Annotated in this window: 12 protein-coding genes; 4 read left to right on the top strand and 8 right to left on the bottom strand. The window is 63.1% G+C overall.

The window, feature by feature from the left end; all coding sequences use genetic code 11:
• Positions 1 to 86 precede the first annotated feature (86 nt).
• Positions 87 to 5,615: a nidogen-like domain-containing protein gene (locus tag K288_RS0113770; protein WP_027580083.1), complete on the bottom strand. Its 5,529-nt coding sequence runs from the start codon at positions 5,613 to 5,615 to the stop codon at positions 87 to 89.
• A 609-nt stretch (positions 5,616 to 6,224) separates the two neighbouring features.
• On the opposite strand from K288_RS0113770, the gene K288_RS0113765 reads away from it, so the two are divergent.
• On the top strand, positions 6,225 to 6,959 hold the full coding sequence (locus tag K288_RS0113765) for a transglutaminase-like cysteine peptidase (protein WP_027580082.1): 735 nt from the start codon (positions 6,225 to 6,227) through the stop codon (positions 6,957 to 6,959).
• 88 nt (positions 6,960 to 7,047) lie between these two features.
• On the opposite strand, the gene K288_RS0113760 is transcribed toward K288_RS0113765, so the two are convergent.
• The 6 genes from K288_RS0113760 to K288_RS0113735 form a co-directional block, all read right to left on the bottom strand.
• Positions 7,048 to 8,247 (bottom strand): ABC transporter substrate-binding protein, encoded by a 1,200-nt coding sequence (locus K288_RS0113760; RefSeq protein ID WP_027580081.1) that lies wholly within the window; start codon positions 8,245 to 8,247, stop codon positions 7,048 to 7,050.
• A gap of 78 nt (positions 8,248 to 8,325) precedes the next feature.
• Positions 8,326 to 10,164 carry an AMP-dependent synthetase/ligase gene (locus tag K288_RS0113755; RefSeq protein WP_027580080.1) on the bottom strand — a complete coding sequence of 613 codons (1,839 nt, stop codon included), beginning with the start codon at positions 10,162 to 10,164 and terminating at the stop codon, positions 8,326 to 8,328.
• A gap of 89 nt (positions 10,165 to 10,253) precedes the next feature.
• Entirely contained in the window at positions 10,254 to 11,042 is a 789-nt protein-coding gene (locus K288_RS0113750; RefSeq protein WP_027580079.1) for an ABC transporter ATP-binding protein, read from the bottom strand.
• A 4-nt stretch (positions 11,043 to 11,046) separates the two neighbouring features.
• Positions 11,047 to 11,805: an ABC transporter ATP-binding protein gene (locus tag K288_RS0113745; protein WP_027580078.1), complete on the bottom strand. Its 759-nt coding sequence runs from the start codon at positions 11,803 to 11,805 to the stop codon at positions 11,047 to 11,049.
• Complete coding sequence (locus tag K288_RS0113740; protein WP_027580077.1) at positions 11,802 to 12,953, bottom strand: branched-chain amino acid ABC transporter permease; 1,152 nt, start codon at positions 12,951 to 12,953, stop codon at positions 11,802 to 11,804. Before K288_RS0113740 ends, K288_RS0113745 begins: the two co-directional genes overlap by 4 nt.
• Before the next feature lie 5 nt (positions 12,954 to 12,958).
• Positions 12,959 to 13,834, bottom strand: a complete 876-nt coding sequence (locus K288_RS0113735) for a branched-chain amino acid ABC transporter permease (RefSeq protein WP_027580076.1) — start codon at positions 13,832 to 13,834, stop codon at positions 12,959 to 12,961.
• 293 nt (positions 13,835 to 14,127) lie between these two features.
• Between K288_RS0113735 and K288_RS0113730 the strand changes: the two genes are divergently transcribed.
• The 3 genes from K288_RS0113730 to K288_RS0113720 all read left to right on the top strand — a co-directional run bounded on the left by K288_RS0113730 (position 14,128) and on the right by K288_RS0113720 (position 17,384).
• Positions 14,128 to 14,880, top strand: coding sequence for an ABC transporter ATP-binding protein (locus K288_RS0113730; protein ID WP_027580075.1), 753 nt, complete (start codon positions 14,128 to 14,130; stop codon positions 14,878 to 14,880).
• Positions 14,877 to 16,400 carry a hypothetical protein gene (locus tag K288_RS0113725; RefSeq protein ID WP_027580074.1) on the top strand — a complete coding sequence of 508 codons (1,524 nt, stop codon included), beginning with the start codon at positions 14,877 to 14,879 and terminating at the stop codon, positions 16,398 to 16,400. Before K288_RS0113730 ends, K288_RS0113725 begins: the two co-directional genes overlap by 4 nt.
• A 171-nt stretch (positions 16,401 to 16,571) precedes the next feature.
• Positions 16,572 to 17,384, top strand: a complete 813-nt coding sequence (locus tag K288_RS0113720) for an MBL fold metallo-hydrolase (protein WP_027580073.1) — start codon at positions 16,572 to 16,574, stop codon at positions 17,382 to 17,384.
• 165 nt (positions 17,385 to 17,549) lie between these two features.
• Here the strand turns inward: K288_RS0113720 and K288_RS0113715 are convergent, their stop codons facing one another.
• Positions 17,550 to 18,806 carry an aminopeptidase gene (locus tag K288_RS0113715; protein ID WP_027580072.1) on the bottom strand — a complete coding sequence of 419 codons (1,257 nt, stop codon included), beginning with the start codon at positions 18,804 to 18,806 and terminating at the stop codon, positions 17,550 to 17,552.

Raw genomic sequence — 18,806 nt, 5'->3', positions numbered from 1 at the left:
TCGATATCACGCCCGCGTCGATTGTTCACGCCGGGAGTTTCCAAGGGTGCAGTGCACCCAGGCGTGCGGGCCGGCTCGGTCAGACGCTACCCCGGAGGCAGGATGAAGTCGTTGGCATGCAATTGGCCCAGCGTGACGTTCTTCAGCAGGATCGTGTTGTGATCGTTGCCGTCGAGGTCGATCTGCAGGTCATGGCCGTTCGGCGCGGCCGTGACGTGATCCTGGAGCCAGGCATTGGAGCTCTCCTGAGAGGTCGGATCGAACGCTGCGTAGTCCAGCTCGATCTTGTCCTGGCCCGGCGTGAAATCGCCGATCGTGTCGTGGCCGATGGCATTCTGCTTGAAAACGAACGTGTCGTTGCCGGCACCACCGAACAGCGTGTCGTTGCCGGCACCGCCGGAGAGGATGTTGTTGTGGCCGTCGCCGGTCAGCGTGTCGTCGAAAGCGGTGCCGCGCAGGTTCTCGATCGAGGTGAAGAGATCGCCTTGCGCCGCGGTGCCCGCCGTAGCGCCGGTGAGCAGGTTGACGCTGACGGGACCGCTCGCGTGCGAGTAGTCCACGGTGTCGCTGCCCGGATCGGTCGGGCCTGACGGGCCGCCGAAGCCGTTGAAGACATCGGGATGATCGCTGGCCAGGAACACGTCTGGGCCGACGCTGCCGACATAGTTGAAGGCAACGGCGATGTCGCTGAGCGTGCCTGTTCCGGCAGACTGGCCCGGATCGGACGGAGCACCTGGACCGGGGGCACCGACGACGGCATGGACATTGATGTTCCAGCCATGGGTACTGACCAGAAGATGCGCCTGTGTGGCCTGGGCAGGATCTGTCGTGCCGAAAATATCGATCTCGTCGATGACATAGGAGATGGAGCCCGTCTGCTGATCAGGGCTGAAGCCGCTGATGACCATCTTGAAAATGATGTCTTTGGCGTCGTTGAAAACGAAAGCGCTGGTGCCGTCACCAGCGACGGGCTGGCTCGCCGCGAAGTCATCATAGAACGTGCTGAAGTCATAACCGGCGAGCGAGTGCACGGTGACGGTAACCGGCGTGAATTCCTTCTCACCGAGGGTCAAGTTTGCGGTCGAGCTCGCGCTCAGCGTCCCATCGGAAGCGGTGTAGGCGAAGCTGACCGGACCGGCATAGCCCTCCTCAGGCGTGTAGGTCCATGTGCCGTCCTGATTGGTGACGAGGCTGCCGCTGCCGCTGGCAATGCTGAGGCCGGTGATCGACAGCGACGGGCCGTCGACGTCGCTGACGCTGGGCAGGATATCGGTGGCGTGGATGACGTAGGACGCGTCTTCGGTGCCGTTCGCCAATGTCACCGGCGTCGCGACCGGAGCATCGTCGATACCGGTGATCGTCCATGATACCGAGGCCGGCATGGTGACGTGGCCGTCGGAGACGCCATAGTTGACCGTCACCGTCGTGTGTTCGCCTTCGGCCAGATGCTGGTAGGCGGCAACGCTCGGATCGAGCGTGAAGGAATGCGTGTCGACATTGTAGTACACGCCGGCCGGCAACTGCGTCGGAACGTCGACGACCGCCAGCGTATCCTGGTCGGAGTCGGACGCGTTGGCGAGCGCGTTGAGCGTGCTTGGGCTGCCATCTTCCGTCGCTGAACCGGTGACGGCGCCCGAGACCACCGGCGCGTGGTTGCCGGTCTCGTTCAGCGTGACTGATACGGTCTGGGTGAGCGTGCCGCCGTGGCCATCGCTGATCACGACGTTGAAGGTCTCGACCTTGCTGTGACCCGGCAGGCCATCGAGCGCCTGCCGCACCGCTGCCGGATCGGCGGTGTAGGTCCAGACGAATTGGCCGCCGACGCCGCCGATGTCGGACTGCTTGACCAGGGTCAGCGTCCCCAGCGCAGTGCCATTGCCGGTATAGGTGCTGGTGGCGGTATGGACATCGTTGAGGTCGGGATCGGCGAAATTGATTGTGCCGGTAGCGGAGAGGCCCACCTCGCCGTTGTGCACCTCGAACTGATCGACGCCATCGATGCCGGTATTGCCGTCGGTGGTCGGAAGGGTGAGCAGCGCGTCCTGATTTCCGGACTGCGGCAGCTCGTAGTAATGCGTGCCGTCGCCGGCCGAGTAACCGGCGCGCGCGGGGGTGCCGCCAAGACCGTCCGAGCCGCCGCTGGCGTCACCGGTCGTCCAGTCGATATCGCCGTAGCGATACTGGATGTCGAAATTGCCGTTGCCTTCGCTGATAAGGACCAGCTGAAACGAATTCAGTTTGTCGGTTCGCTGATTGTAATAGCCGACATCATCCCAGGTGATGGTCATGATGCCGTCGGCCACGTCGAGATCGTAATAGACGTTGCCGTGGCCGCGGGTATCGACGTCGGCCCAGAACACCGCGATGATCGGATTGCCGAAGCCGGCATCGATCACACTCGGCGTATAGGCGCCGGTCGGCGATCCGAAGGTGATGTTGCCGTTATTGTTGATATAGAGCGAGGTGTATTGATGGCCAAAGAAATTGATGCCATTCGCGCCGAACACCGACTTGATGTCGATGGGTCCGGAGGAATTGTCATCGCCGTGGTCGAGCGCCAGCGCCCCATAACCCTCCGCGCCAGGAAGGTCCTTGATCAGGCCCGTCCCCAGAAGCTTTGCGGCAACCTCCGGGCTGACATGGCTATTTGAGACGGCCACGTCGATCACGCCATCCGTCACCGTTCCGTCCGCCAACGTCGGCGCATCGTTGACATTGGTGAAAGCAATGCTGCCCGCCTTCACATTGGAGAGCATCTCTCCGTCGCTGGCCTGGATCGAGAAGGTCGGCGCGGCCTCGCCGCCGTCGTGAACGAAGCGGACGTGGCCGGCGGCGAGATCGGCCGATGTGAAACTGGCGGCAGCAACCCAACCTTCACCGCCCAACACCTGGAATTTGCCATGCGTGACATTGGTGACCGTGAAGGTGAAGGAGGAATCGTCGAGGTCTGTAACGTTGATATTCGCCGGCGTCAGCACCACCACCCCGCCCTCGGACACCGCGAGCGTGGCATCGTGGACGACCGGCGGCGTGTCCGCCACCGGGATGGTCGGCGGAATGGCATTGTGGACGCCGATCGTGATCGGGATCGTCGTCGTACCGCCGTTATAGGTGAGCTTGATCAGGAATTGCTGGGTCGCCGTGTCGCCATAGGCCAGCGAGGCAAAATCCGATTTGTTCTCGGCGAACGCCCAGTTCACGAAATTGCCGTCGGCGCTGAAGCTTACGTGCAGGAGACCGGTCGGATTGCCTGCTGCGTCGGTGACGGTGAGCGAGACGCCGTTGATTCCCCCGGTGATGCCGACTTTTCCGTTGGTCGTGAGGACCGCCCCCGAATTGGCAGTCTGCTCGACGATCGCGTTGCGGCCGGAACTCGGATCGACCACGAAAATGTCGCCGCCAGGCCCGTCCGCGGTGGAAAGATTCGATGCGTTGCTGCCGAAGGCGATGAACAGGCCACCCGCGCTGATGGTTGCGCCGAGGTTCGAGGCAGCGTTACCCGACGCCCCATCGGCCGCGGTCGAGACCAGCGTGATCTTCGGATGAGCAGGATCGGTGAGATTGACCACATAGGTATCGGCAACCGAGTTGTGGTCGTTCGACGTCAGCGCGGCGTCGCTCGCGAAGATGATGAAATGGCCGTCGGGGCTGATGACGGGGTTGTAGCTGCCGCCGCTCGGGTTCGAGGTGTGGAAGACGATCTGGTGGGTCTGCAGGTCGTAGAGATAGATTTCCGAGTGCCCGTTCGCATCGGCGCTTTGATAGACGACGTAGCGGCCGTCGGCGCTGAGCGAGGCAGCGCTCGCGCCGGCCACCTGCGAGGTGTCCGCGATCGCACTGATAACCCCGGTCGAACGATCATAGACGTAGAGATGGCCCGAGCTGCCTCCGGGGTCGGCTCCCCAGAACGCAACAACATGGCCATCGGCGCTGATCGCCGGCTTCAGCAATGATCCGCCGGCGCCGGCATCGGCGGGCGTGATCGTGGTGAGGACGTGTCCCTGCCGATCGTAGACGACGATATTGCCGCCGTTCTCGACCGCGATCCTGTTGCCGTCGCCGCTGACCGCAGGCGACGTGCCCACGCCGATCTGTATCGTCGTATGGTACTGCGCCGAAGATGGATCGTTGTTGTAGAGGAAGATGACGCCGCTGGAGCTTTGATAGACGATGGAGTGACCATCCGAGCTGATGGTCGGCGAACCATAGACGCCCCCGGGGGGCGAGATCACGATGGTGACACCGGTCGCACGGTCGAACAGATAGATGACGCCGTCGGGGTCATAAGTGACGAATTGTCCGTCGGCGCTCATCACCGGCCCGAAATGATCGCCTGTGCTGGTGGTGGATATCCGGGTAACCGTTGGCGGATTGACGACGAACGGGATCGACGGCTGCGGCCCGGTGGGCTGGGTGGACTGGTTGTTCTGCTGCGCCGGGAAGCCCTGATCCAGCAATGCCTGATTTGACGTACCGCCGAAGCCGAGTCCGTTGTCCGTTCCCATCAGGACGGAAAAGGTCTGGCTGTTGCCGGTGTTACCAATGTTGGTGACGTGCGTGTTGAGCGCCGAGCGGAATTCGGTTCCCGGCGAATTGGGCGAGGTCGAGCTGCCGATGTTGGCGAATTTCGTCTGCGGGTTGGCGTTGTTCTCGGTGTGCTGCGGCAGGTTCGGGTCGATCGCCTTCTGGATGTCGTAGGTGTTGAGCACCGCCTGGAAGGTCGCGAATTCCTGCGCGATCTGCGCCGGCGTCTTGTCGCTCTGCCGCGAGATCAGGTCGAACGTCGTGGTCGGCGTCAGCGTCAGGACGCTGCCATTGCTGGTCACCGTGCCGATCAGATCGCCGCGCGTGTTGTAAACCTGGACCGCATGGACCTGGTTGTCCTGCTGATCGATCACCGAGATCGTCACCGCGCCGTCAGCCGCGGAGATATCGAGGATGACAGCGGTGCCGCGAATGCCCATGGTCGCGATCGGGGTTGCGACCTTCATGTCACCGGTCTTGGCAACCTGGCCGGCAACGAAGCTCGCAGCGCCCTGCACCAGCGTGATCAGCGACGAGTTCGAATTGCTGGTCGCGTCAAAGGTGAGGTCGTTCAGCATCAGCCGCGCATTGGCACTGAGGTTGAACGTGGTGCCGTCGTTCAAGACGAGCCCGAGCGTGGAGCCGCTGCCGGTCTGCACCACGTCGCTCTGATAGACCGCGTCGCCGTTCTGCAATTCGACGGTGACGCCGTTGCGCACCACGCTGGCACTGCCGGTCAGCTTGGCGATGTGGCCGACCAGCTTTGCCGCCGGCGCACCAGCGGCCTGCGCGTAGGCGGTGTGGCCGGTCAGCGCATCGACGACTTTTGCATCAAGCGGCGCGCCATTGGGCGACACCAGCGTCGGCCGCTTGTCGCCGTGGAAGTAGTTCGGCACCACCACGCGATGCAGCTCGTCGGTGATGACGAGATCGTTGCCGGATTTGTGGAAGTTGCCGGAGAACAGAAGATGCGCGTCGGGGACAGTAAAACTGTCCGCGTGGCCAGCGCGGAACGCAAACGAATCAAGATCGATATGCGCGTTGGAAAGAGACCCCAGCCCACTCGACGCAACTTTGTCGGCGTACTTCAATGCCCCCACCAGAAATAGTTAATAAAAATGCAAATTTCGTCAGACAAACCTACATAGCATTAGCAGAAACCATGTGAAAGCACGCACCGGGTGCGAGGCCAATTGGCAGCATGGTCGGGAAATCTTCGTCCAGCCTGGCGCGAAGCAGATTTCATCTGACGCAAGTCGTTGCCCGAAGAGCGCATGCCGCCCCCTTTAATTCGTGGAAAGTTGAAGGGAATTCAATTACTTATTGATGTGGAAGGATATTTTGACTGCCGGCCAGCCGGTCGAAGCTACACCGCCGTTCGGGCGACCGATGTGATGTAGATTACGGATCGACTGAAGAGCTGCCCTCGTTAGCCATACGCGCAGAAAGGTCGTCTGCCTGTTAAGCAGACATCAAGGATAAGACATCGCCACCCCCAAGAAGGTTCGACTCTGGGGATTAGCGAGGTCGATAAAATTTTCGAAGGTTTGGCGAGACCGGCTTCAGCGTCTTCCGCATTTCTACGGGCCCAGTCGTCCCTCCTTAAACAGATCGCAAGCGCGCTCGCGCAATCCTCTCCCCACGAAACGATCCGGTCACGCGCTGGCGAACGCCGCCGATGCCCGGACAGGGGGTGTCAAATGGGAATATTCGGTTGTTCGGGCGCGCTACGCGCGCTCATGCTGGCCTTTGGCCTGCTTTGGCTTGCACCGGCGGCACAGGTCAGCGCGGGGACGCTGCTGTCGCCTGGGGGCGCGGTCCTGATCAAGAAATCGATCGAGCCGTTCGGGCGCGCGACCGCCATCCTCTCAGAAGGCGGATTGCGCGACAAATGGCTCGGCCTGCAGCGGCGGCTCGCCGATGATCTGGTGCAGCTTGCGCTATGCGAGGGCGACCGCGACGGCTGCGTCTCGCCCGCCGCGCTGAAATTTCTTGCCGTCGTCGACGACGCGAAGGTTCGCGACGGCCGCGGCCGGCTCGGCGAAGTCAACCGCGCTGTCAATCTCGCGATCAGGCCCGCGGACGACCTCGTGCAATATGGCGCAATCGACGTCTGGGCTTCGCCGCTGATGACCTTTGCGAACGGCGCCGGTGATTGCGAGGACTACGCCATCGCCAAATTCGTCGCGCTGCGTCTGGCCGGCATGGCGGCGGAGGACCTGCGGATCGTGATCATGCATGACACGTTGCGTGGCGAGGATCATGCGGTGACGGCTGCCCGGCTCGACGACCAGTGGCTGACGCTGGACAACCGCCGCATGATGATGGTCGCCGATAGCGACGTCAGGAACTACCGCTCGACCTTCGTGATCGATGAGGCCGGTGTGCGACGTTACACCGACATGCCGTTAGTGGCCGAGGCCGCGCTGCACTAACCACTGTCATTGCGAGGAGCGCAGCGACGAAGCAATCCATCTCTCCGCCCGTGGCGGCATGGATTGCTTCGCTTCGCTTACGCCCCCCTCAGAACGACAGGCTGTCCTTCGTCAGCACCCAGCGGCCGTTCTTGATCTGCTGCACCTGGGTAATGGTGTTGGCGAGGTGGTCGGTCTTGGAGAACTTGGTCGGCGGCGAACTGAAGATGTCGAGGAACTTTTCGCCTGACTCGAGCGAATCCAGCATCTTCTGGCCGGTCAACTCCTTGCCCGCCTGCTGCGCATAGAAGGCAAACGTCATCACCGCGTTGTAGCCGATGATCGCCTGCGTGTTGGCATCGGTCCCGAACATTTTCTTGTAGTTGACGAGCCAGTCCTTCACCTTGCCCTTGGCGGTGTCCTCATAAGGAATCTCGAATCCGGACGCCGCATAGAGGCCCTCCACCGCTTCCTTGCCGAGCGCCGGCACTTCGAGCACGTTGGTCGGTGTCGCGCCGAGGAAGGTCACGTCCCAGCCGAGCTTCTTGGCTTCGCTCATTGCGCCGATGGTCTCACGGATCACGGTGCCGAGCACGACGAGATCGCAGCCGTCCGATTTCATCTTGGCGACCTGGGCGCTGAAGTCGGAGGCGCCGCGCTTGTAGCTCGTGATCGAGGCCGGCTGCAGCTTCATCGCGGTAAGCTGCTGGGTGAAGCCGTCGAGCACGTTTTTGCCGTACTCGTCATCCTGATGCATGATGCAGGGCTTCTTCGGGTTCTTCAGCTCGACCATATATTTGAGCGCGGCGCGCGTGCTTTCCACATAAGGCAGCAGGTTGTTGAACTTCAGCCGCTCCTGCGGCTTGCTCGGATCGAACTTGAAGGTGAATTCGGCCGCCGTCAGCGGGAACAGCTGGAGCACGCCGGCGTCGAACAGCACGTCCTGCGCGGCCAGCACGGTCGGCGAGCCCATCGGGCCGATCATCGCGAAGATCTTGTCGCGCTCGACCATCTTCTGCGAGGCCAGCACCGCCTTCTTCGGATCGTAGCCATTATCCTCGAGGATCATCTTGATCTTGCGGCCGTTGATGCCGCCGGCGGCGTTGATCTCCTCCACCGCCATCTTCATGCCGTTGGAGACCGGCACGCCCCAGACCTTGATCGGACCGGACAGGTCCTGATGGGTGCCGATGACGATCTCGTTCGCCGAGATGCCTTCATTGGTGACTTTGGTTTGCGCTGACGCCGGCAGGTGGGTCAGTGCCAGCGCACCCACCGCAAGGCTCAATGCCCTGAATGCTTTCGACATAAATGATCCTCCTCTCCGTGGCCCATATCGAGCGAAGGACCGGGCCTTTGGGCTCCCTTCGCGTTCTTATGACTTCGCCTAGGCAACCGCGCGTTCGCCGTACATCGCTTCGATCTCGACGGCGTAACGCTTGTTCACGAAGCTGCGCTTCAGCTTCATGGTCGGCGTCAACTCCTCATCCTCGGGCGTGAGCTGGCGCTCGATCAGATAGAATTTCTTGATGGTCTCGACGCGCGCGAAATTGACATTTACGGCCTCGATCTCGCGGTGGATCAGATCCTGGATCTCCGCCGCTCGGCACAGGCTCGCGTAATTGGTGAAGGGGATGTCATGATCCTGGGCGTATTTCTCGACATTCTCCTGGTCGATCATCACGAGGCAGGTCAGGTAAGGCCGCTTGTCGCCGATCACCACCGCATCCGAAACATAGGGCGAGAATTTGAGCTGGTTCTCGATTTCCGAGGGCGTGATGTTCTTGCCGCCGGACGTGATGATGATGTCCTTCATCCGGTCGGTGATCTTGACGTAGCCCTCATTGTCGATCGTGCCGACATCGCCGGTATGCAACCAACCCCTGGCGTCGATGGTCTCGAGCGTCTTTTCAGGTTGGTTGAGATAGCCCATGAACAGGAAGTCGCCGCGGATCAGGATCTCGCCCTTGGGGCAGGTCATCACCTCGCCCCAGGGCGCGGCCTTGCCGACTGAGCCGAGCTTGATGCGCTCGGTCGGCATGATGGTGGCGACGCCGCAATTCTCGGTCTGGCCATAGACCTCGCACATGTCGATGCCGAGCGCGAGATACCAGCGGATCAAGTCAGGTGCGATCGGCGCGGCGCCAGTTAACGCGATCCGGCAACGGTCGAGCCCGAGCATGCGGCGGATGTTGCGGAACACCAGCCAATAGGCCAGTTGGTTGGCAAAGCGTAGTGGCAGCGGCGGTTGCTCGCCTTCCAGCCGGTAGTCCGTCATGCGATAGCCGATCGCCATCGCGCGGCGGTAGACCCAGTTCTGGAACGGGGTCGCATCCTTCAGCGCGATCGTGATACCGGAGTAGAATTTCTCCCACACCCTTGGCACGGCGAGGAAGGCGGTCGGCTGCACTTCGCGCAGATTGTCCGGCACGGTCTCGGGGCTTTCGGCAAAATTCATCACTGATCCGAGTGCGACCGAGGTGTAATAGCCGCCGACGCGCTCGGCGACGTGACAGAGCGGCAGGAACACCAGCCGCTCCTCGTGATCAGTCGATGGGTAGAGGTCGTTGGCGTGGCGCATCTGATGCGTCACGCTGCGGTTGGCATGCATCGCGCCTTTCGGCGGGCCCGTAGTGCCCGAGGTATAGACGAGGATCGCAAGATCGCCGCTGCTCCGGCTTCCGATCATCTCGTCCCACAGCGCCTCATTGTCCTGCGCATGATTGCGGCCCAGCGCGGTGAATTCGGCAAGCGACATCACCATGGGATCGGAGAAGCCGCTCAAGCCCTCCATGTCGAAGACGATGATCCGCTCCAGTGTCGGGCAGCGCGAGCGACAGGCGAGCAGCTTGTCGAGCTGCTCCTCGTCTTCCGCGAAGACGACGCGGGTGCGGGAATCATTGATGAGATATTCGACCTGGGCCGGTGAGTCCGTCGGGTAGATGCCGGACGAGACGCCCCCGGCGCAGAGGATGCCCATATCGGCATAGACCCATTCCGGCACTGCGTTGGCGATGATGGAGGCGACATCACCGGGGCGGAAACCGACGGCATGCAGGCCGTAGGCGATGTCCTTGGAAATCTGCAGCCACTCGCGCCAGCTCGTCGGCTGCCAGATGCCGAACTTCTTCTCGCGGATCGCAGGCTTGTCGCCACGCGTCTCCACCGCCAGCAGAAAACTCCTCGCGATCGTGTCGGCGACCGTCAGCACCGCCGGTCCGGCCATGCCCGTTCCCTCCTCTCCTCGCCCGTCGCGACCGCCGGCTTTGCGCCGATCTTTCCGCGACAGGCCTTCAATCTATCGCCAAGTCCCTCTCAACGCCATGTTTTCTTCTTTTTCCAACGTCGCTCCCCCCGCGCACCCGCCTCCTTGGCGCCGAGATAGAATTCCTGGATATCCTTGGAATGCATCAGCCGTTCGCAGGTGTCGTTCATCACGATGCGGCCGATCTCCAGCACATAGCCGTAGTGCGCCGTCTCCAGCGCGACCTTGGCGTTCTGCTCGACCAGCAGGATCGACATGCCCTGCTCTTCATTGACCCGGCGGATGATGGTGAAGATCTCCTTCACCAGGATCGGTGACAGCCCGAGCGATGGTTCGTCCAGGAGAAGCAGCGTCGGCCGGTTCATCAGCGCCCGCCCGATCGCGAGCATCTGCTGCTCGCCGCCGGAGAGCTGGCCGGCCGGCTGATCGATCCGCTCCTTCAGCCGCGGGAAATAGCCGTAGACGCGGTTCAAATCCTCGGCGACGCCGTCGCGGTCCTTTCGCGGATAAGCGCCCATCATCAGGTTCTCGCGCACCGACAGGAACGGAAACACCTCGCGCCCTTCCGGCACATGGCTCAAGCCCAGCCGCACGATCTTGTCCGCCTCCATGCGCTGGATCGGCTTGCCCAGAAATTCGATCGAGCCCTTCTGCGGATCGAGGATGCCGGAGATCGTCTTCAGCACCGTGGTCTTGCCGGCGCCGTTGGCGCCCAGCAGCGTGACGATCCTGCCGCGCGGCACTTCCAGGCTGATGCCGCGGATCGCCATGATCGGCCCGTAATAGCTCTCGATGTTGCTGAGCTTCAGGATGGTCTCGGGCACGACGGTGGCGATCATGGCATCACGCTCCGAGATAGGCCGCGACGACGTCGGGATGCTGCTGCACGTCCGCAGGCGAGCCCATCGCCAGCACCCGGCCATAGTTCAGCGCGATGACGCGATCGGAGACGCGGTTCACCAATGTCATATCGTGCTCGACCATCAGGACGGTAATGCCGAGCTCGGATTTCATGTCGCGGATCCAGAACGACATGTCGTCGGTCTCTTCCACATTCAGCCCCGACGACGGCTCGTCGAGCAGGATCAGCTTCGGCTCCGAGCACAGCGCACGGGCCAGTTCGATCACCTTGCGCACACCGTAAGGAAGCCCGGAGATCAGCTTGTCGCGGTAAGGCTCGAGATCGAGGAATTCGATCACCTGTTCGACGCGGCGGCGATGCACCTTCTCTGTCGCGCGCACGCTCGGCAGGAACAATAGTTCCTGCCAGAGCTGCGTGGTGGAATGGCGATGACGGCCGACCAGGAGATTGTTCAGCACCGTCGCATTCTCGAACAGTTCGATGTTCTGAAAGGTGCGGGCAATGCCGAGCTTGGCGATGTCGTAGGCCGGCTGCTCGGTGATGTCCTGGTCCTCGAAGAAGATCTTTCCCGAGGTCGGCGGATAGATGCGCGAGATCAGGTTGAAGATCGAGCTTTTTCCCGCGCCGTTCGGCCCGATGATCGAGAGAATCTCGCCCTTCTCGACCGCGAAGCTCACGGCATCGACTGCCTTGAGGCCGCCGAAATGAAGCGAGAGATTGTCGGCGCGGAAATAGCTCATCGGTTCCGCTCCGATTTCACGTAGATCTTCTGCCGCTTGAAGGTGGCGCGCTTGTAGAGCGGAAAGAGCTGGAAGAAGAGCTTTATCTTCAGCCAGCGGCCGTAAAGGCCGAGCGGCTCGAACAGCACGAACAGCACGATGATGATGCCGTAGATCGCCCCCTTGAGGCCGTTGGCGGAGGCAAAGGCCGCGACTGCATCCTGGATATGCGCGGCGCGCTCGGTGCCGGCGCCCAGGGTCGCGGCGAGGCCTGCGATCACGCCGGGCATGTCGTCCTTTAAGTAAGTCAGGAACGGATCGATCATCACCAGGAAGATCGCCCCTAGCACCGCACCATGCAGGCTGAAGGTGCCGCCGATCAGGATCACGATGATGAACTCGATCGAGAGCTGCAGCGTGAACATTTCCGGGCTGATGAAGGAAAGCTTGTGCGCGAACAAGACGCCGGCAAAGCCGGTGATGGCGGCGCTGATCGCAAACGACTTCACCTTGTAGAGCGAGACGTTGATGCCCATGCTGCGGGCCGCCGTCTCGCTGTCGCGGATCGCAACGAAGGCGCGGCCGGTCGGCGAGCGCAGCAGATTCAGCGAACCGACGATGGTCAGCACCAGCACCGCGAGGCAGAGATAGTAGAAGGTCGGCCCGTCGCGCGGCACCGCGGTGCCGAGGAAATAGAGCGTCTTGACCCGCATGCCCTCATTGCCATGGGTCACGCTCTCCCAGCGCGCCAGGATCTCCTCGACGATGAAGGCAAAGGAGATGGTGGCGATGACGAGATAGATGCCCTGCAGCCGCAGCGCCGGAAATCCGACGAGCGCGCCGACCACGCCGGTCAACAGCCCTGCGGCCAGGAAATAGACCGGAAATGGCACGTTGAACTGCTGCAGATAGGCAGCTGTGTAGGCGCCGATGGCGAGAAACGCCGCGTGCCCCAGCGACGCCTGCCCCGTGAAGCCGGTGAGGATCAAGAGGCCCACGCCGACTGTCGCATAGATGCAGACGAAGACGAGCTGGCTCATCAGATAGCTCGACAGCACGTGGGGCGCGATCAGGAGCAGCGCCAGCAACAGGCCGTAGGAGAAGACGTAACCCGAATGCGGGAACAGCTTGATGTCGTCTTCGTAGTCGGTCTTGAACAGGAACCGCATGCCGCTCAAACCTTCTTGCGCACATGAAGGCCGAACAGGCCTTCGGGCTTCAGCAAGAGCACCGCGAGCAGCACGATGTAGGGCGCGACGTCCTTCCACCCCTGCGGCAGGTAGAAGCCCGCCATGCTCTCGATCACCCCGATCAGCACGCCACCGACCACCGCGCCGGGGATCGATCCGAAGCCGCCGAGGACGGCGGCCGGAAACGCCTTCAATCCCAGCACCAGGCCGACATTGGAATGGATGAAGGTGATCGGCGCCAGCAGCACGCCGGCGCAGGTGGCGACAGCCGCCGAGATCGCCCACACGATCGAGACCACGCGCTTGACGGGAATGCCCATGTAATAGGCCGCCAGCATGTTCTCCGAGCTCGCCCGCATCGCGGTGCCGAGCGTGGTGCGGTTGAAGAACAGATAGAGCAGCGCGCACAGGATGATCGTCGCCGCGATCACCGACAGCTTGTCGTAGGCGAGCACGAGGCTGCCGATGCGCAGGACGCCCTGGCTGAACGGCGTCTCGATCTTGAAATCGTCGGTGCCCCAGATGATGCCGGCGACCGAGCGCAGGAAATAACCGAGCCCGATGGTCGCCATGATGATGGAGAACTGGGGATAGCCGAGGATCGGCCGCACCACCAGCCGCTCCGCCAGCATACCGAACAGCGCCATCGCAGCCACCGCGCCGGCGAAGCCGATCCAGTAATTGAGGCCGAGCATGCCGATGAAGGTGAAGGCGAAGAAGCCGCCCAGCATCATCAGATCGCCCTGGGCGAAATTGACGACCTCGGTTGCCTTGTAAACCAGCACGAAGCCAAGCGCGATCAGGCCGTAGACGCAGCCGAGCGCAATGCCGCTGACGAGCTGCTGAACGAAGTCCAGCATCGCTTTCCCTCCCCGATGCACGGCGATTCTTGGCGATCGCTCGTCGCATCCCGCGTCCGCCCTCCTCTTTTCGGGAGCGCTGGAAGCTGCCTGTGTCCGGCGGCGATTTGAGCGCAAAGCATGAACCAAAGTCAACCAAGCGCTGTGCCCGCCGCCTGGCATAATTGCGCAGAAATGCCGCAGCCCGCCGTTCTCCGGCATTGCCCGCGATTTGCGGCTTGCGATTCACCGCGCCGAAACGCTTTTCGGCCCATGGTCCGCAACCAGACATCAACCTGGACCGTCCCCGCATCATGACGCCCGTTTCGCCAGCACTCGGAGTGCGAGGGTTAACCAAGCGTTTCGACCGGCCGGCGGTCGACGCGCTCGATCTCACCGTGCGGGCCGGCGAGTTCTACGCGCTGCTCGGACCGAACGGCGCCGGCAAGACCACAACGCTGCGGATGGTCGCCGGCCTGCTCAGGCCCGACGCCGGCGCGGTGTCGATCTTCGGCATCGATGCCCTCGCCGATCCGATCGCCGCCAAGCAGATCATGGCCTGGGTATCGGATGAGCCGATGATCTACGACAAGCTCACCCCCCTCGAATATCTCGAATTCGTCGCCGGCCTCTGGGGCATCGATCCCCAGCATTCCGAACGGTCAGCCCAGGACCTCCTCGTCTCGCTCGGGCTCGAACCGCATCTGCACGAACGCTGCGAGGGATTTTCCAAGGGCATGCGCCAGAAGGTGGCGCTGGCCGGCGCGCTGGTCCACGACCCCAGCCTGATCATCCTCGACGAGCCCTTGACCGGCCTCGACGCACTCTCCGCCCGCCACGTCAAGGGGCTGTTGCAGGAACGCGTGCGCGCCGGCTCAACCGTGATCATGACCACGCACATCCTTGAAGTCGCCGAGCGGATGGCCGACCGCATCGGCGTCATCGCCAAGGGCAGGCTCGTGGCCGAAGGCACGCTTGCGGAACTGCGCCAGCGGAATGGCCGAGGCGACACCAGTCTCGAAGATGTCTTCATCGCCCTCGTCGACACAGAGGCAGCCGCTGCATGAGTTCGGCCGCCGATCTCACCTGGTTCGCCCGGCACGAGATCCGGCTCGCCTGGCGCGAATGGCTGGAGATGATGACGGGCGGACGGCGCCGGCACAAACGCGCGGTGATCGGCCTCGTCGTTTTCGCCGCCATCCTGCATCTGCCGGCCTATGCGGTGGTCGGCCGTTTTGCCAACCTGACGCTGCCGCTCGACAAGTCGGCGCTGATCGTGTTGTCGTCGACGATCTTCCTCGCATGGGCGCTGATGCTCTCGCAGGCGGTCGAATCGGTGACGCGGGTGTTTTACGCCCGCGCCGACCTCGATTTGATCATGTCGTCGCCGGTCCGGCTCACCAACATCTTCTCGGTCCGCATTGCCGCGATCGCGCTGCAGGTCACCGGCATGGCGCTGTTGTTCGCGACGCCCTTCATCGACGTGCTGGTGATCGGCGGCGGACCGCGCTGGCTTGCCGCCTTTGGCGTCGTCATCGCGATTGGCCTTTCGGCCGCGGCGGTTGCCACCGCCCTCACCGTGGCGCTGTTCCGCCTGATCGGCCCGCGCCGCACCCGGCTGGTGGCGCAGGTGTTGGCCGCGATCATCGGGGCCGGCTTCGTGATCGCGCTGCAGATCGCCGCGATCCTCTCTTACGGCACCCTGTCCCGCTTCGCCGTGCTGACCTCCGATACGGTGGCCAGTTTCGCGCCTGACACCAGCAGCCTGCTGTGGTGGCCGGCCCGCGCCACGCTCGGCGACGGCGCGCCGCTGCTGCTCCTGCTCGCCTTCAGCCTGGTGCTGCTCGGGATAGTGGTGACGATCTTCTCGCCGCGCTTTGCTGATACGATCATCAGCATCTCGGCGAACCCGGCGATGGCCAGCCGAAAGGCGAAGGTCCAGACATTCCAGCGCGGCTCGCGCCAGCAGGCGCTGCGCTGGAAAGAATTCGTGCTGCTGCGGCGCGATCCCTGGCTGCTGTCGCAAAGCCTGATGCAATTGCTCTACCTCGCACCGCCGGCGCTGATGCTGTGGCGGAGCTTTTCCGATGGCTCGGCCGGCCTGATGCTGATCACGCCTGTCATCGTGATGGCGGCGGGCCAGCTTGCCGGCGGCCTCGCCTGGCTGACGATATCGGGCGAAGACGCTGCCGATCTGGTCGCGACCGCGCCGCTGTCGCCATCCCAGGTGATCCGCGCCAAGATCGAAGTGGTGCTGCTTTCGATCGCACTCGTGGTCGCACCGTTCGTCATCGCGCTGGCCTTTGCCTCGATGCTGCAGGCAGTCGTCACCGCGCTCGGCGTGATTACCGCCACGATCTCGGCGGCCGCGATCCAGCTCTGGTTCCGCGTGCAGGCCAAGCGCAGCCAGTTCCGCCGCCGCCAGACCTCCTCGCGCGTCGCCACTTTCGCGGAAGCCTTCTGCTCGATCGGCTGGGCGGCGACATCGGCGCTCGCGCTCGCGATGCCGATTGCGGCCATCATCACCGGCGCGATGACACTGATGGTGCTCGCCACGACCTGGAAGATCAGCCCGCGGCGCGAGTGACGTACTGACCTCATTGCGAGCGAAGTGAAGCAATCCATCGCGTCGCGCGTGGAGGTATGGATTGCTTCGCTCCGCTCGCAATGACGGACATAGGCTGCGCCAGCAAGTCCGATGACGGCTGCGGGATTTGGCGATAGAGTGGTGCGACGTCACCGTCGACGGACCCTGCCCATGTTGCGATCGATCTTCGCCGCCTTTGCCCTGCTCGGCTTCCTCAGCATCGCGGCCCATGGGCAGGACGCCCAGCGCAGCGAATGCCTGGCGATGGCCAACGCGCCGCCGCGCGCCACGCCGGTCAGCCTGCGCCGCGTCGCCAAGGCCGACGAGGTCGCGATCACCTATGCCGGGCATTCCACCTACTACATCGATACCCCCGGCGGCATCCGGATCGCGACCGATTACAATGGCGCTTACCGCACCGGCCGCCTGCCCGATGTCGTCACCATGAACCGGGCCCACAGCACGCATTACACGCTGTTTCCCGACCCGAAGATCCCGCATGTGCTGCAAGGCTGGGGCGAGAACGGACAGCCCGCGCACTACGCGATGCGGATCGGCGACGTCTTCATCCGCAATGTCACTACCGACATCCGCCGCTACTATGGCGACGATTCCGGTGGCGACATGATCAAGGACGGCAACTCGATCTTCATCTTCGAGGTCGCCGGTCTCTGCATCGGCCATCTCGGCCATTTGCATCACAAGCTCGACGAGAGCCATTTCGCGGCGATCGGCCGGCTCGACATCGTGATGGTGCCGATCGACGGCACCTTCACCATGTCGCTTTCCGGCGTCTCCGAAATCACCAAGCGGTTGCGCGCCGCCGTGATCCTGCCGATGCACCGCTTCGCGACCCCGCTCGACGAATTCATGCGCCTGATCGGCCAGCAGTTCGAGATCGACCAGCGCAGCGGACGGACGCTCCGGATTTCGCGCGACACGCTGCCCTCGACGCCGACCGTGATCATCCTCGACGGCGTGTAGTCGGAGTTCACCTCGCCCCGCTTGCGGGGAGAGGTCGAAATTCAAGCTCCGCTTGAATTTCGGGTGAGGGGGAGCCTCCGCGAGGATCGCTGTCATTGTGTCTGCGGAGAGAGCCCCTCACCCCGACCCTCTCCCCGTAAGGACGGGGAGAGGGAGAGTGCTCGGCTAGGCCCACTCGCCCTTGCGGAAGACCGGCACGCGGCTGCCGTCGGTCCTGACGCCGTCGATATCGGTCTGGCCTGAGCCGATCATCCAGTCGATATGGATCAGGCTCTGGTTGCCGCCTTGCGCCGCGATCTGCTGCGGCGTCAGCTTGTCGCCGTCGATGAAGCATTTCGAGTAGCACTGGCCGAGCGCGATGTGCGAGGCGGCGTTCTCGTCGAACAGCGTGTTGAAGAACAGCAAGCCGCTCTTCGAGATCGGTGAGGAGTGCGGCACCAGCGCGACCTCGCCGAGGCGGCGCGCGCCCTCGTCGGTGTCGAGCACCTTCCTCAGCACCTCTTCGCCGCACGACGCCCTGGCTTCGACGATCCGCCCTTCCTCGAACCTGACCTGGATGTTGTCGATCAAGGTGCCCTGGTAGGACAGCGGCTTCGAGCTCACGACGTGACCGCTGACGCGGCGGCAATGCGGGGTGGTGAAAACCTCTTCCGTCGGGATGTTGGCGTTGCAGGTGACGCCGTTCTTGGCCGTCGAGGCGCCGCCTTCCCATTCATGACCGTCGGCGAGCCCGATCGTGAGATCGGTGCCGGGTCCGGTATAGTGCAGCGCATGGAAGCGCTGGCCGTTCAGCCATTGGGTCCGCTCGCGCAACACCGCGTTATGCTTCTCCCATGCGGCGACCGCGCCGTCCTGGTCGACGCGGGATGCGGCAAAGATCGCATCCGCGAGTTTCGCCACCGCGGTCTCGAGCGGATCGTCAGGAAAAACCTGCTTGGCCCAGGACGCGCTAGGATAGGCGATAATGTTCCAGTTGACGTCGAAATTGACGATCTTCTCCAGCGCCGGCTGGTAGGCGACCGAATTGGCCTTGCTGGCGCGCGCGACCTTGGTCGGATCCTCGCCCGACAACAGCATCGGGTTGTCGCCGACCACCGCTAGCCGCGCGGTGTTGGCGGAGAACGCCTTGGCCATGCCCTGATAGAGCCAGTTCGCCGCGCGATCGAAGCTTTCGCTGTGGCCATGGCGATAGCGCGCCAGCGTGACCTCTTCGTCGGAGAGGATCGGCGTAACCAGGCCGGCACCGGCCTTGTAGGCATGCACCGCGAGCCGCCGCACCAGCGGCAGCGCCGACGACGGCGCGGTCAGGAGCAGATCCTGTCCCGGCTGCAATCCGAGCCCGATCCTGATGGCGACTTCGGCGAGGCGGTCGAGCTTGTCGGGATCGATTGCGGCGGAAAGGTTGCGTTGCGATGCGGTCAT

The sequence above is a fragment of the Bradyrhizobium sp. Ai1a-2 genome, from assembly GCF_000426245.1.
GTDB lineage: Bacteria > Pseudomonadota > Alphaproteobacteria > Rhizobiales > Xanthobacteraceae > Bradyrhizobium.
This window is presented reverse-complemented; position numbering and strand designations above follow the sequence as displayed.